We start from the raw sequence: 13,762 nt of genomic DNA on the forward strand, positions 1-13,762 counted from the left end.
GCCGGGCTTCGGCCTCGGACGCCCCCGGCTGCTCAGCCGACCGTGAGGACGATCGCGCCGGAATAGTCGCCGCCTGCCTCGATGGCCCTCTGCGTGCCGTCGACCGTCATGGTCACAGCCTTGCCGTTCGCCGCCCGCAGCGCCGCGTCGGTGGCGACGGTCAGCCTGGTCAGGTGCGAGGTGCCGGTCACGGTCCAGGTCGAGCCGCGGTTCAGCTGCACGATCACGCCATTGTTGACAGCGGGCCGGACGGTGTTGGTGACCTGGCCCAGCTCGTAGAAGTTCGAGGAGTCGATCGTGCTGACGCGGTGCTCGGCCTTCGTGGCCGAGATGACGCCCTCCACGGTCGAGCCCTCGAAGGTGAGGACCATGTTCTTGCCCGCGCGCATGCCGTTGTAGAAGTCGCCCGCCAGCGCGATGGAGGTGAAGGTGGCGGCCCCGTCGGCCGTGTGGACCGAGGTCGGGTCGAAGGAGGCGTCGCCCAGGGTGCAGGTCAGCACGCCCGGTTTCAACGTGCCCGAGCGGCTCGCCCGGCGCTACGAGGGCTTCGCCCGCTGTGCCGTCGTACCGACACCGTTCCCGGACGTGCCGCTCGTGGAGGCCATGTACTGGCACCACAACCGGCACGCGGATCCCGCGCACCGGTGGCTGCGGGAGACCGTCCGCAAGGTGGGCGCGTCGCTGGACGATCCCGCGCCCACGCAGATCGCGGACGTGGATGCCAGCCATGGCGAACGCGCGTTTCCGGAGCTGGCCCCGGCTTCCCAGCGTGGGGAGCGAACCCCCACCCCCTTGGAGGAAGCCGTGAGCCGCACGCGCCTGGCCGGTCGTACCGTCGTCATCACCGGAGCCGCACAGGAGGTGGCGGCGGCGGCCCACGAGGGGGCCTCGGTCGTCGCGACGGACGTCCTCGACGAGCCCGGCGAGAAACTCGCCGCCGCCCTGCGCGCCGACGGCCTCGACGTGCGCTACCACCACCTGGACGTGTCGTCCCCGGCGGACTGGGCGGACCTGGCGAGCTCCCTGGAGGCCGTGCACGGGCTGGTCAACAACGCCGGGATCCCCATGCGCGCCCGCCTCGGCGCGGTCGAACTCGCCGACTGGAACCGGGCGTTCGCGGTGAACACCACCGGCCCGATGCTCGGCATCCAGACCCTCGCCCCGCTGATGCCCGCCGGGGCCTCGATCGTGAACGTCGGATCGGTGGCCGCTCTCACCGCCCATCACGCGATCGCGTACACGGCGAGCAAGTGGGCGCTGCGAGGCCTGTCCAAGGTGGCCGCGCCGGAACTGGCGCCGCGCGGCATCCGTACGAACCTCGTCCACCCCGGCTACATCGAGACTCCCCTGATGGCGACGGCGAACCCGGTCTTCACCCAGGCACACCTCTCGATGACTCCACAGGGCCGCCCGGGCAGCTGCGAGGAGGTGGCGCCTCTGGTGGTCTATCTACTCTCCGACGAGTCGTCGTACGTGAACGGCGCGGAGATCACCGTGGACGGCGGCTACTCGGCGCACGGCGGGGTGAAGGCGATCACGAACGCCCTCGACCCCGTGTGACCGCCCGGTCGACGGACGGGTCCTGCTCCGATCGGCACTCCGCGAGCCGCTTTTCCAGAAAGCGCCGCTCGGCCGCGTTCTCCACGAGCTCCAGCGCCCGACCGTACGCCTCGGCCGCCTCCGCCGGGCGTCCCATGCGGCGCAGCAGATCCGCGCGGGTGGCGGGCAGCAGGTGGTAGCCGTCCAGCTCGCCCTCCCGCTCCAGCTCCGCGACGAGCGCCAGCCCCGCTTCCGGGCCCTCGGACATGCCCACCGCCACCGCACGGTTGAGCCGCACCACGGCGGAGGGCACGAAACGCGCCAGTTCCCCGTACAGCGCGGCGATGTCGGCCCAGTCCGTGTCCTGGGCCCTCGCGGCGGTGGTGTGGCAGGCGGCGATGGCGGCCTGGATCTGGTAGGGCCCCGGGCGGCCGCGGCGCAGGGCGGTCTCCAGGAGGGCGGCGCCCTCGTCGACGGCGGCCCTGTCCCAGGCCGTCCGGTCCTGCTCCTCCAGGGTCACCAGCTCGCCGGCCGGGTCCACCCGGGTGGCGCGCCGGGCGTCGTGCAGCAGCAGGAGGGCCAGCAGACCGAGCACCTCGGGTTCGTCGGGCATCAGGCGGGCCAGGACACGCGCGAGCCGGATGGCCTCCGCGCAGAGGTTCGTGCGCATCAGGTCGACGCCTGACGTGGCGGCGTACCCCTCGTTGAAGAGCAGGTAGACCACGCCGAGGACGCCGGTGGTGCGTTCGGGCAGCAGATGCGCGGGCGGTACGCGGTAGGGGATGCCCGCGTTGCGGATCTTCCGCTTGGCGCGCACCAGGCGCTGCGCCATCGTCGCTTCGGGCACCAGGAAGGCGCGGGCGATCTCGGGGGTGGTGAGCCCGGCGAGGGTGCGCAGGGTCAGCGCCACCCGGGCCTCGATGGGGAGCGCCGGGTGGCAGCAGGTGAAGATCAGGCGCAGCCGGTCGTCCCGGACGCCGCTGTCGTCGCCGTCGTACTCGGGGTCGTAGGGCCCCTCGTCCCGCGCCAACACCGCCACCTCCCGCAGCTTCTGAGCGCCCACCGCCTCCCGGCGCAGTACGTCCAGGGCCCGGTGGCGCGCGGTCGTGGTCAGCCAGGCGCCGGGGCGGCTCGGCACTCCGTCGCGCCGCCACCGGTCCAGGGCCTGGGCGAAGGCGTCCTGCGCGCACTCCTCGGCGAGGTCCCAGTCGCCGGTCACCCGGATCAGGGTGGCGACGACCTGGCCCCATTCCTCGTGGAAGGCGGCGGCGACCGCCGCCTCCACGTCGCCGATGCCGTTCACTCCCAGACCGGCCGCACCTCGACCGAGCCGCCGGCCAGCGCCGCCGGATGCCGGGACGCGAGCGAGATGGCCTCGTCGAGGTCGGCGACCTCGATGATGTCGATGCCGGCCACGTACTCCTTGGACTCCACGAACGGCCCGTCGCTGAGCAGGACTTCGTCGCCCTGGACGCGGACGGTGGTGGCGTCGGTGGACGGCCGCAGGCGCGCGCCGCCCTTGACGATGTCGCGGCTTCGGACCTCGTCGATGTACGAGGTGAAGCGGGGGTCGTCGGCGATCTCCTCGGGGCTCAGCTCCTCGCCGCCGACGGGGGTGCAGATGAACAGGACGTACTTCATGACCGGCCCTCCTCGATGCCCGCGTCGAACGCGACCGACGCGTGCTCGTGGGCGATCAGCCAACGGTCTCCCACCGCACGGTAGCCGGTCGTCACGCGCGCCGTGCTGTCCAGCGGCTCGCCCGTGGTGAACGTGCCCCGGATCCGGACGAGTCCGTGGCTGAAGGCGACGCTCTCGTCGACGCGGAGACGGAAGGCGAGCACCTCGCGGCGTACGGGCCCGGTCACGGTGGAGTAGAACCACTCCTGGGCCTTGCGGAGGGCGTCGATTCCGCCTTCCTCCAGGCCGCTCATGGGGTGGAAGACCTCCGTGTCCGGCGTGTGGCAGGCCAGCCTCCGGTCGATGTCCCGCTCACGGAAGGCCGCCGTCAGCTCGTCGTCGAGTCGGCGGATCTCCCCGTCGGCGTCCTCGTCCTCCCAGAACGCGCGCACCTCCATGGCCCCCACGGATGCCACGGGGTGCTTGGCGGCCGCCTCGACGGCCTCTTCCATACTGTCGCACTCGAGGATGTCGTATCCGGCGACGTACTCCTTCGTCTCCGCGAACGGCCCGTCGGTGCGCAGCACCTCGCCGCCGCGGACCCGCACGGTGACGGCGTCGGCGGGATCGCTGAGGCGGTGGCCGTGCAGCCGCACGCCCCGTTCGGCGCCGAGCTCTTCGACCCACGGTTCCACGGGCGCCATGTCCGACGCGTCGGCGGTGTCGTCGCCGCAGACCAGCAGCATGTATTTCATGGTTCCTCCCGGTGCTCATGAACTTCCTACACCCCACCGACGAACGGGGCCGCGCCGAATCGACACCCTGGACGCACGAAGAGGTCGGGGCCCGGGCCCGGCCTCTTCGTGAGGATCCGCGCTACGCGGTCGCCGTCCGCACCGACGGCTCACCCGTGGCGCCGACCTCCGCTCGGGCGGTGTTCTTGCGCACCAGCAGCCGGGGGGCCAGTGCGCCGAGCAGGGAGGCGCAGCCGCAGATCACCACGCCGAGGGCCATGCCGTGGCCGAGCGCGGTCTGCGCCGCGGCCCTGGCGCTGTCGCTGCCCGCGTCCACGACGGCGAGAGGGCCCGCGGCGGCCTCCATGCCGGCGTCCGCGCCGTTGAGCTTGCCCAGCAGGGCGGAGGAGGCGGCGCTCATCGCGATGGTGCTGATGACGGCGGGGCCCAGGCCCTGGCCGAACTCGCGGACGAGGCTGGTGGCGCCGCTGGCCATGCCGGTCATGTGGATCGGTACGGCGTTCACGGCGGCCGAGGTCAGTGAGGAGACGACGCAGATGAAGCCGATGCCCAGCAGCAGCACCGGGCCGATGAAGGCGGCGAGGGAGGTCGTGGTGATGGGGAGCGCGGCGATCGCGCCTGGAGGTCTTCGAGCAGTTCCGCCGTCAACTCCTCGATCCGGGGCCGCAGTTCCTCGGCCCGCCGCGCGGTGAACGCCTTGCTCACCAGCGACCGCAGCCGCCGGTGGTCCTCGCCGTCCGCGGTCGTCATCCCGCGTACGGTCGCGAAGGTCGCGAGCGGCCACCCGGGCGCTATCCGCCCCTCCCGCAACTCGGTGAAGTGCTCGGCGCCCTTGGCGACTTCGGGATGCCCGAGGAACTCCTTCAACGCCTCGTGCCCGAGCACCGCCATCCCCTCCACCTCACCGGGCAGTACCACCGCCGCGACGGCGTTCCGCTCCAGCAGCCGCGCGTTGTCGGCGTGCGGACAGCCGCCGGCCGGGTCCATGCGGTGCGGTGCGACGGGAGAGGTGTCCACCGGAGGTCTCCTTCGGGGGCGGGGAGTCGGGCGTACGCGCTGCGAGCCGTTACGACGAAGGATTCTGCCCGCTCGACCGCGGTGTCCGACAGCGATGACGTACACGCCGATCCGCGGTTCTTCTCCCCGATCCGTCTCCGTGCACGGTTGGATGGTTCCATGACCGACGAGCACGAGCGGATGATGCGGGCCAACCAGGCCAACTGGGACGCGCGGACCCCCGTCCATCTCGCCAGCCGGTTCTACGGGCTGAGCGAGAAGCTCGACCCGGCCCGCTGGTTCGCGGCCTTCGAGTGGGAGGACCTCGGCGAGCTGGCCGACCGTGATGTGCTCCACCTCCAGTGTCACCTCGGCACCGAGACGATCGCCTTCGCCCAGCGCGGCGCGCGGGCCGTCGGACTGGACATCTCCGGGGCGTCCGTGGTGGCCGCGGCCGACATCGCGGCACGGGCGGGCGCCGACGTGACCTACGTATGGGCCAATGTGTACGACGCCGTCGAGGCCCTGGACGGGCGGCGGTTCGACGTGGTCTACACCGGCAAGGGCTCCCTGTGCTATCTGCCCGACCTGGACCGCTGGGCCGCCGTCATCGCTCGACTGCTGCGGCCGGGCGGGCGGTTGTACATCGCCGAGTTCCATCCGCTGCTCAACGCGCTGGGTCCCAAGCCCGGCGAGGGAGAGGGCACCGAACTGCTGCTGCGCCACGACTACCTGGGCGGCCGGGACGCCGTGCACCGGAACGCGACCTACACGTACACCGACGGCCCGGCCGTCGAGGGCGCGACCGACAGTTACGAGTGGATGCACGGAATGGACGAGGTCGTCAACGCGTTGACGCAGGCAGGGCTCGGTATCCGCCGGCTTCGGGAGAGCGCCGAACTTCCCTGGCCGCGCTGGCCGCAAATGGTCCGAGCGCCGTCCGGCTGGTGGCGTCTACCGGAGGGCGAGCCACGCATTCCGCTGCTGTACGGCCTCCTGGCGAGCCGCTGAGAGACAGATCACAGCCGATTCGGCTCAAGCCGTGGTATGCTTTGGTCGGCACTTGCGTACGCCCCGTCTCGGGCGCCGGTGCTGATTCTCCTTCTTTCGCTGACGCGTCCGTCATGTTCTGACCGGGCGACCAGCTTCTTCGCATCACCTCCTGAGCACGGTCACCCGTAGCTCCTTCAGGTGATCTTCCCCGCCGCACGGACGCGTGAGCACGCCGCCTCCCCCGGCACATCCCCTCCCTTCCTCATGACCTCATGAATCCGTCCTCGAAAGGACCCCCTCTCATGACCACCACACTGGAACACCCTCCTGTACAGAAGCAGCTCCCGGCCCACGCCACCGGTGTCCTGGACATCGCGCACAACGGGCAGGGGTACCTGCGCGCCGCCGAGAGCTGCCTGCCCACGCCGACCGACGTCCAGGTCTCCGCCGCGCTGATCCGCCGTCACGGCCTGCGCAAGGGCGACACCGTCGAAGGCGTATGCGGCGGACCCCGCGCTCTTGCCGAGGTCGAGCGGATCAACGGCCGCACCCCCGAAGAGCTGCGCCGCCGCCCGCACTTCCGCGATCTCACCCCGCTGCACCCCCGCGACCGGCTCCGCCTGGAGCACCCGGCGAGCGGCATGGCCGGACGCGTCGTCGACCTGGTCTCGCCCGTCGGCAAGGGCCAGCGCGGCCTGATCGTCGCCCCGCCCAAGACCGGCAAGACGGTGCTGCTCCAGCAGCTGGCCGCCGCCGTCGCGGGCAACCACCCCGAGTGCCGTCTGATCGTGCTGCTGCTCGACGAGCGGCCCGAAGAGGTCACCGACATGCGGCGCTCCGTCCGCGGCGAGGTCTATGCCTCGACCTTCGACAAGACGCCGAAGCAGCACATCGCCCTCGCCGAGCTCGTCGTCGAGCGTGCCAAGCGGCTCGTCGAACAGGGCGAGGACGTCGTCATCCTGATGGACTCGCTCACCCGGCTGTGCCGGGCCCACAACAACGCGGCCGCCTCCGGTGGCCGCACCCTCAGCGGCGGTGTCGACGCCGCCGCGGTGCACGGCCCCAAGCGGTTCTTCGGAGCCGCGCGCCTCGCCGAGGAGGGCGGCTCGCTCACCATCCTCGCCACCGCCCTGGTGGAGACCGGCTCCCGCGCCGACGACTACTTCTTCGAGGAGCTCAAGAGCACCGGCAACATGGAGCTCCGCCTCGACCGGACCCTCGCCTCACGGCGCCTGTTCCCGGCCGTGGACATCATCCCGTCCGGCACCCGCCGAGAGGAACTGCTCCTGCCCGGGGCCGAGTTGACGACCGTACGCGGCCTGCGACGCGCCCTGCAGACCCGGGACGGCCAGGCCGCCCTGGAGACCCTCCTGGAGCGGCTGCGCGCCACCCCGGACAACGCGGCCTTCCTGCGTCAGGTCCAGCCGACCCTGCCCACCGCCTGACCCCCACTCCGGATCCACCGCGCCGCCGGCCCTCGGCCCACCTCCACCGCACCGGGCCCCGGCCGCCTCCACCGCACGGGACCTCGGCCTCGGACCAACCGCCCCGGACCTCCGCGCGTGCGGCATCCGGGTACTGCATCCCCTCGCTCGGGCCTGGCACCCCGGCGCACGGCGACTCCGTTCCTACGTTTTCGGTATGACAATCGGATGCCCATCCCGAACGGTCGTCTCCTTGACCGCCTTCTCCTGCTCCGCCCTCTGTGTGGCCGGAGTACTGGCCCTCGCGCCGAGTCCGGCCCTCGCCGGCCCTGGTACCGGCCTGCCGAGGGCGGCGGCCTCCCAGCCGCCCTACCTCCAGCGGGCCGGGACACAGGTACGAACACGGTCCGACGCCCCCGAGCTGCCGGACATCTCCGCACTGTCCTGGCTGGTGGCCGACGCACGCACCGGCGAGGTGCTCGCCGCGCACGATGCGCACCGCAAGCTGCCGCCCGCCAGCACCCTCAAGACCCTGTTCGCGCTCACCGTGCTCCCGGCACTGCCCGGCGGCATCCAGCACACCGTCAAGGAGGAGGAACTCGAGGGCATCGGCGACGGCAGCAGCCTGGTGGGCGTGGCCCCGGGGCACACCTACCGCGTGTCCGACCTGTGGCGCGGCGTCTTCCTCAACTCCGGCAACGACGCCGTGCACGTACTGGCCGCGATGAACGGCGGATGGCAGCGGACGGCCGACCGGATGCAGGCCAAGGCCCGCTCGCTGGGCGCCCTCGACACCCACGTCAAGTCACCCGACGGCTATGACTCCCCCGGCCAGGTCTCGTCGGCGTACGACCTCGCGGTCTTCGGACGGGCCGGCCTGCGCAACGCGGATTTCGCGCGCTACTGTTCCACCGCCCAGGCCTCCTTCCCCGGCGACGGCTACCCGTACGAGATCCAGAACACCAACCGGCTGCTGACCGGCGCCGACGGGGTGGAGCGCTATCCGGGCCTGATCGGCGTCAAGAACGGCTACACCACCAACGCGGGCAACACACTCGTCGCCGCCGCGCACCGGGGCGGACGCACCCTCCTCGTCACGGTGATGAATCCTCAGACGGGCGGCGGCACCACGGTGTACGAGGAGGCCCGCTCGCTGCTCGACTGGGGCTTCGCGGCAGCCGGGCACGTCGAACCCGTCGGATCGCTCGTCGACACCCGGCCCGACCCCGCGGCGGGCGCCTCGCCCGTACAGGCCAGGGCCGGGTCCGCGAACGGCGACGGCTCCGGATGGCCGGAGGCGGCCGGGGTCCTGGGCGCGGCGGGGCTCGGCGCGGGCGGAGTCGCCCTCGCCCTGCGTCTCAAGGGCGTGCGGATCACACGCGACTGACCGGCCGGCAGCCACAGCAGCAGCCCCAGCGTGATCCATGTGTACGTGTTGCTGCCGAGGAATCCGTCGAGGCCGGAGGAGTCGTCGAACCACAGCCACACCACACTGCTGCACAACACCACGTAGAGGGCCGCCGCGACCCACGCACGGTGCCGGTGCAGCAGTACGGCGAAGGACGGGAGCAGCCAGACGAGGTGGTGCACCCATGTGATCGGACTGAGGAGGCAGGCGGCGAGACCGGTGAGGGCGAACGCGGCCGTCCAGTCCTCGTCGGCCAGCGCCCGCGAGGTCCGCCGTGCCCACACGCACAGGACCAGCAGGGCGGCCGCCGCCCACACGGGCCGACTCGGTTCGTCCGGTGCGGCGAGCCGGGCCAGGACGCCCTGCAACGACTGGTTGGAGACATAGGCGAGACGTCCGATGCGGTTGGTGTCCCACAGCGCCTCGGACCAGTAGAAACGCGAGGCGTCGGGCGCCGCCCAGGCCGCGAGACCGGTGGCCGCCGCGGCGACGGCGGTCGCGACCCCGGCGGCGCGCCAGCGGCGGCCGAGCAGCAGCAGGCCGATGAAGAGCGCGGGGGTGAGCTTGATCGCGGCGGCCAGCCCGATGCCGACGCCCGCCCGGCGGCCCCGACCGGTGGACAGCAGCCAGGCGTCGCTCAGGACGAGGGCCAGCAGCAGGAGGTTGACCTGCCCGAAGCTGAAGGTGTCGCGGACCGGTTCGAGCAGGGCCAGCAGACAGGCCGCGAGGGCACAGCCGTACCAGCCGTAGCGGCGCAGCGCGGGCCCGACCAGGATCCACACCACGACGGCCAGTGCCGCGAGATTGAGCACCACGGAGACGGCGATCGCCGTGCGCAGCCCGACCAGCGCCATCGGCAGCATGGTGAGGGCCGCGAACGGCGGATAGGTGAATCCGTACGTGGTTCCCGGCACCCAGTAGTCGTAGACGCGGCCGCCGTGGTGGACCCAGGCGTCTACGGTGCCGTAGTAGACACGCAGGTCGAACCAGTCGCGCAGCAGCGGCACGGTCGCGGTGAACACGCCCACCGCGACGGCGAGTGAGAGCAGTCCGAGCAGGCGCCGGCCGTCGGTGTCCAGAGGTCTCATGCCGTCCGTCCCAGCACCGGCGGCGGCGCCGACGCCTCGGCCCGGGCGGCCTGACGTGCCTGCCAGAGCACGACCAGGGCGAGCGCGCCGCCGGAGACGGCCAGCACCACCTGATCGACGTCCGGCGGGCCGCCGCTGGGCAGTACAGCGAGCGCGAGGACACCGCTGACGGCCGCGACCCGGTGGCGCACCGAACCGTTGGGCGCCGCGGCGGCGATGAGGAACAGGCCCCACAGGGCGTACCAGGGCCGGATCGCGGGACCGAACACGGCGACCGCGCCCAGGCTCAGGCCCAGCGCGTAGATGGGGCCAGGCCGCAGGCGCAGCCAGATGAACAGGACGACCAGGACGGTCACCACCAGCCCGGTCGCGTGCCAGACGGGCATCGCCAGCGGGGCGAGGCCGCTGCCGAGATCCTTGAGCAGGGCGCCGGTGGCGCGGCCGAGCACGCTGGTGGGCGACCAGTTCTGCGGGGAGACGGGGGTCTTCAGGGCCGCTATCCAGCCGTACCCCGTGCCCGTCACGGCGGTCACCACGGCCGTGGTGGCGAGCGCGACCCCGGTCGTGGTCAAGACCGTACGCAGTACTCCACGGCGCCCGCGCATCGCCACCACCGCCAGCAGGCCGAGCACGGCCGGCGCCTTGACCAGCGCGGCGAGGGTGACCAGGACGACGCCCAGGAGGTGCCATCGGCCGCGCGCGGCGACCAGGCCGACGCCGAGCAGTCCGAGCATGATGGCGTCGTTGTGCGCACCTGCCACCAGGTGCAGCAGGACGAGCGGGTTGAGCGCGCCGAGCCACAGCGCGGCCGCCGGATCGGCACCACTGTGCCGGGCGAGGCGGGGCAGCGCCGCCGCCATCAGCCCGACGCCGAGCAGCGCGACCAGGCGCATGCCGAGCAGCCCGGCCGGTATCTCCCCGCGGGTGAGGCCGGACAGTGCGGAGACGACGGCGAGGAAGACGGGGCCGTACGGCGTCGCGGTCTGCTGCCACACCGGCGCCACCTCGTCGGCGAGCGGGCCGCCGAGCTGCGCGGGCCCGTTGGCGTAGACGTCGATGTGCGCGTCGACCATGGCGCCCTGCGCGAGATAGCTGTACACGTCCCGGCTGAACAGCGGTGGTGCGAGAAGCAGCGGCGCCGCCCACGCGGCGAGCACCAGTAGCAGTGCGCGCGGGGTCGGCGGCTGCGGGCCGCGTACGACCTTGCCGAGCAGCGCCCACGCGGCGATCAGCAGGACGACGCCGAAGTAGACCCCGACCACGCCTAGTACGGCACGCGCCGAGCCGGGGGCAAGGAAGTCCCGCGTGGGCAGGGCGCCGGCCGTCTCACCGCCGAGCGCGAGGAAGGCGGTACCGGTCAGGCCCAGGGCCTGACAGCGGTGGAGATCGAGGGGAGCCTTGGCCAACACTTGGCAAGCGTGTCAAGGGTGGGTGGCCGGAAAGCGACGGGGTGCCCTCCGGGCGGGGGATGCGGCGTTACCTCCGGGTGGTGGCTCAGAAGACCGAGACGCCCGTCAGTGTCGTGAAGCGGTCCAGGGCCGCCACTCCCGCCACCGAGTTGCCCCGCTCGTCCAGGCCGGGGCTCCAGACGCACAGGGTGCAGCGGCCGGGGACCACCGCGATGATGCCGCCGCCCACGCCGCTCTTGCCGGGGAGGCCGACGCGGTAGGCGAATTCGCCCGCCGCGTCGTACGTGCCACAGGTCAGCATGACCGCGTTGACCTGCTTGGCCTGGCTCTGGGTGAGCAGTCGGGAGCCGTCGGCGCGCAGGCCGTGCCGGGCGAGAAAGCTGGTGGCGAGGGCGAGGTCGGCGCAGGACGCCTCGATCGAGCACTGGCGGAAGTACTGCTCGAGGAGGGTCGGCACCGGGTTGTCGATGTTGCCGTACGAGGCCATGAAGTGGGCGAGGGCCGCGTTGCGGTCGCCGTGGGTGGCCTCGGAGGCGGCCACCTCCTTGTCGAAGGTGAGGCCGGCGTTGCCGCTCTCCGTTCGGAGGAAGGCCAGCAGGGTGCCGGCCGCGTCGCCGGTACGGGTCTGGAGCCGGTCGGTGACGACCAGGGCGCCCGCGTTGATGAAGGGATTCCGCGGGATGCCGTTCTCGTACTCCAGCTGCACCAGCGAGTTGAAGGGGTTGCCGGAGGGCTCACGGCCGACGTGTTCCCACAACTCGTCGCCCTCCCGGGCCAGGTCGAGCGCGAGCGTGAAGACCTTGGTGATGGACTGCGTGGAGAACGGCTGCCGCCAGTCCCCCACGCCGTACACCGTGCCGTCGAGCTCGGCCACGGCCATGCCGAAACGCCGGGGGTCGCAGGCGGCCAGCGCCGGGATGTAGTCGGCGGGCCGCCCGCGGCCGGGTGTCTGCCCGATCTCGGTGGCGATGCGCTCCAGGACCGGCTGGAAGGTCGGGGACGACGGATACGGCGGATACGACGAAGACACAGCCATGATCACCATTGTGCCGCCGGGCCGGTCCAGGTGCGCATCGGGTCACACCGCCTGCGGGGTGCCGCTGCCCGCGACCACCTCGGGCCGCAGCAGCGCCGCCAGCCGCTCGGGGGGCAACAGGCCCTTCTCCAGGACGAGTTCGGCGACACCGCGCCCGGTGGCGAGGGCCTCCTTGGCGATGTCGGTGGCGGCCGTGTATCCGATGTACGGGTTCAGGGCGGTCACCAGGCCGATGGAGTTCTCGACCGCGGCGCGCAGCACCTCCGTGTTGGCGGTGATCCCGGTGACACAGCGCTCGGCGAGGGTCAGGCAGGCGGCGCGCAGGTGGGTGATGCTCTCGGACAGGGAGTGCAGGATGATCGGCTCGAAGGCGTTGAGCTGGAGCTGCCCCGCTTCCGCGGCCATGGTGATGGTGACGTCGTTGCCGATCACCTCGAAGGCGACCTGGTTGACGACCTCGGGAATCACCGGGTTGACCTTGCCGGGCATGATGCTCGAACCGGCCTGTACGGGCGGCAGGTTGATCTCGCCCAGGCCCGCGCGCGGCCCGGAGGACAGCAGCCGCAGGTCGTTGCAGCTCTTCGACAGCTTCACGGCGATCCGCTTGAGCACGCCGGACATCTGGACGAAGGCGCCGCAGTCCTGGGTGGCCTCGACCAGGTTGGCGGCGGTGACCAGGGGCAGTCCGGTGATCGCGGCGAGGTGGCGGCGGGCGGATTCCGCGTATCCGGCGGGGGCGTTGAGACCGGTGCCGATGGCCGTGGCGCCGAGGTTGATCTCGTGGATCAGCTCGACGGCCTCGGCGAGCCGGGTGCGGTCCTCGTCGAGCATCACCGCGTACGCCGAGAACTCCTGCCCGAGCGTCATCGGCACCGCGTCCTGGAGCTGCGTACGCCCCATCTTCAGTACGTCACGGAACTCGAAGGCCTTGGCCGCGAACGCGTCCTGGAGCACGGCCATCGCCTTGAGCAGCTCGCGCACCGCGAAGACGGTGGCGACCTTGACGGCGGTGGGGTAGACGTCGTTGGTCGACTGGCCGAGGTTGACGTCCTCGTTGGGGTGCAGGTACCGGTACTCGCCCTTGGCCCGGCCGAGAAGCTCCAACGCCCGGTTGGCCACGACCTCGTTGGCGTTCATGTTCGTCGAGGTACCGGCGCCGCCCTGGATGACGTCGACCACGAACTGGTCGTGCAGCTTGCCGGCGCGGATCTCCCGGCAGGCCGCGACGATGGCCATGGCCTTCTCCGGCTCGAGCAGGCCGAGTTCCTCGTTGGCACGGGCGGCGGCCTCCTTGACGGCGGCCAGGGCCTCTATCAGATGCGGGTAGGCGGAGATCGACGTTCCCGTGATGGGGAAGTTCTCGGTGGCGCGCAGGGAGTGGATGCCCCAGTACGCCTCGGCCGGGACGTCACGGTCCCCGAGCAGATCGTGTTCACTGCGGTGTGCTACGGCGACGGTCATGACTGAGCGGTCCTCTTTCGGAGAGGTGAGGGT

At 71.9% G+C, this 13,762-nt stretch carries 12 protein-coding genes and 2 pseudogenes; 4 read left to right on the plus strand and 10 right to left on the minus strand.

The window, feature by feature from the left end; all coding sequences use genetic code 11:
• Window positions 1-32: 32 nt before the first annotated feature.
• Entirely contained in the window at window positions 33-500 is a 468-nt protein-coding gene (locus OG819_RS39670) for a hypothetical protein (RefSeq protein WP_266653947.1), read from the minus strand.
• A gap of 304 nt (window positions 501-804) precedes the next feature.
• Between OG819_RS39670 and OG819_RS39675 the strand changes: the two genes are divergently transcribed.
• Window positions 805-1,560: an SDR family oxidoreductase gene (locus tag OG819_RS39675; RefSeq protein ID WP_266655504.1), complete on the plus strand. Its 756-nt coding sequence runs from the start codon at window positions 805-807 to the stop codon at window positions 1,558-1,560.
• Here the strand turns inward: OG819_RS39675 and OG819_RS39680 are convergent.
• The 5 genes and pseudogenes from OG819_RS39680 to OG819_RS39700 form a co-directional block, all read right to left on the minus strand.
• Window positions 1,535-2,842, minus strand: coding sequence for an RNA polymerase sigma factor (locus tag OG819_RS39680; RefSeq protein WP_266653949.1), 1,308 nt, complete (start codon window positions 2,840-2,842; stop codon window positions 1,535-1,537). The genes OG819_RS39675 and OG819_RS39680 overlap by 26 nt on opposite strands.
• A complete protein-coding gene (locus OG819_RS39685; RefSeq protein WP_266425924.1) occupies window positions 2,839-3,180 on the minus strand; it encodes a YciI family protein in 342 nt (113 codons plus the stop codon). Before OG819_RS39685 ends, OG819_RS39680 begins: the two co-directional genes overlap by 4 nt.
• Window positions 3,177-3,914: a YciI family protein gene (locus OG819_RS39690; protein WP_266653951.1), complete on the minus strand. Its 738-nt coding sequence runs from the start codon at window positions 3,912-3,914 to the stop codon at window positions 3,177-3,179. The genes OG819_RS39685 and OG819_RS39690 overlap by 4 nt, the downstream gene beginning before the upstream one ends.
• Before the next feature lie 121 nt (window positions 3,915-4,035).
• Window positions 4,036-4,476 carry a hypothetical protein gene (locus OG819_RS39695; protein ID WP_266653953.1) on the minus strand — a complete coding sequence of 147 codons (441 nt, stop codon included), beginning with the start codon at window positions 4,474-4,476 and terminating at the stop codon, window positions 4,036-4,038.
• Window positions 4,477-4,535: 59 nt separating this feature from the next.
• A pseudogene (locus tag OG819_RS39700) lies at window positions 4,536-4,901 on the minus strand (cytochrome P450); the annotation flags it as partial.
• A 189-nt stretch (window positions 4,902-5,090) separates the two neighbouring features.
• Here OG819_RS39700 and OG819_RS39705 point away from each other — a divergent pair.
• The 3 genes and pseudogenes from OG819_RS39705 to OG819_RS39715 all read left to right on the plus strand — a co-directional run.
• On the plus strand, window positions 5,091-5,921 hold the full coding sequence (locus OG819_RS39705; RefSeq protein ID WP_266632641.1) for a bifunctional 2-polyprenyl-6-hydroxyphenol methylase/3-demethylubiquinol 3-O-methyltransferase UbiG: 831 nt from the start codon (window positions 5,091-5,093) through the stop codon (window positions 5,919-5,921).
• Window positions 5,922-6,205: 284 nt separating this feature from the next.
• On the plus strand, window positions 6,206-7,348 hold the full coding sequence (gene rho / locus OG819_RS39710; protein WP_266632639.1) for a transcription termination factor Rho: 1,143 nt from the start codon (window positions 6,206-6,208) through the stop codon (window positions 7,346-7,348).
• A 196-nt stretch (window positions 7,349-7,544) separates the two neighbouring features.
• Window positions 7,545-8,381: pseudogene (locus OG819_RS39715) on the plus strand (D-alanyl-D-alanine carboxypeptidase family protein); the annotation flags it as partial.
• A gap of 56 nt (window positions 8,382-8,437) precedes the next feature.
• Here OG819_RS39715 and OG819_RS58755 read toward each other — a convergent pair.
• The 4 genes from OG819_RS58755 to aspA all read right to left on the minus strand — a co-directional run bounded on the left by OG819_RS58755 (window position 8,438) and on the right by aspA (window position 13,729).
• Window positions 8,438-9,823, minus strand: a complete 1,386-nt coding sequence (locus OG819_RS58755) for a glycosyltransferase 87 family protein (RefSeq protein WP_323138201.1) — start codon at window positions 9,821-9,823, stop codon at window positions 8,438-8,440.
• Window positions 9,820-11,232, minus strand: coding sequence for a polyprenol phosphomannose-dependent alpha 1,6 mannosyltransferase MptB (gene mptB, locus OG819_RS39725; protein ID WP_266632634.1), 1,413 nt, complete (start codon window positions 11,230-11,232; stop codon window positions 9,820-9,822). Before mptB ends, OG819_RS58755 begins: the two co-directional genes overlap by 4 nt.
• An 85-nt stretch (window positions 11,233-11,317) precedes the next feature.
• Complete coding sequence (locus tag OG819_RS39730) at window positions 11,318-12,277, minus strand: glutaminase (RefSeq protein ID WP_266653955.1); 960 nt, start codon at window positions 12,275-12,277, stop codon at window positions 11,318-11,320.
• Window positions 12,278-12,310: 33 nt separating this feature from the next.
• On the minus strand, window positions 12,311-13,729 hold the full coding sequence (gene aspA, locus OG819_RS39735; RefSeq protein ID WP_266632630.1) for an aspartate ammonia-lyase: 1,419 nt from the start codon (window positions 13,727-13,729) through the stop codon (window positions 12,311-12,313).
• Window positions 13,730-13,762: the final 33 nt, after the last annotated feature.

Origin of the sequence: Streptomyces sp. NBC_01549, from assembly GCF_026339955.1 — a bacterium.
In the GTDB taxonomy this organism is placed as follows: Bacteria; Actinomycetota; Actinomycetes; order Streptomycetales; family Streptomycetaceae; genus Streptomyces.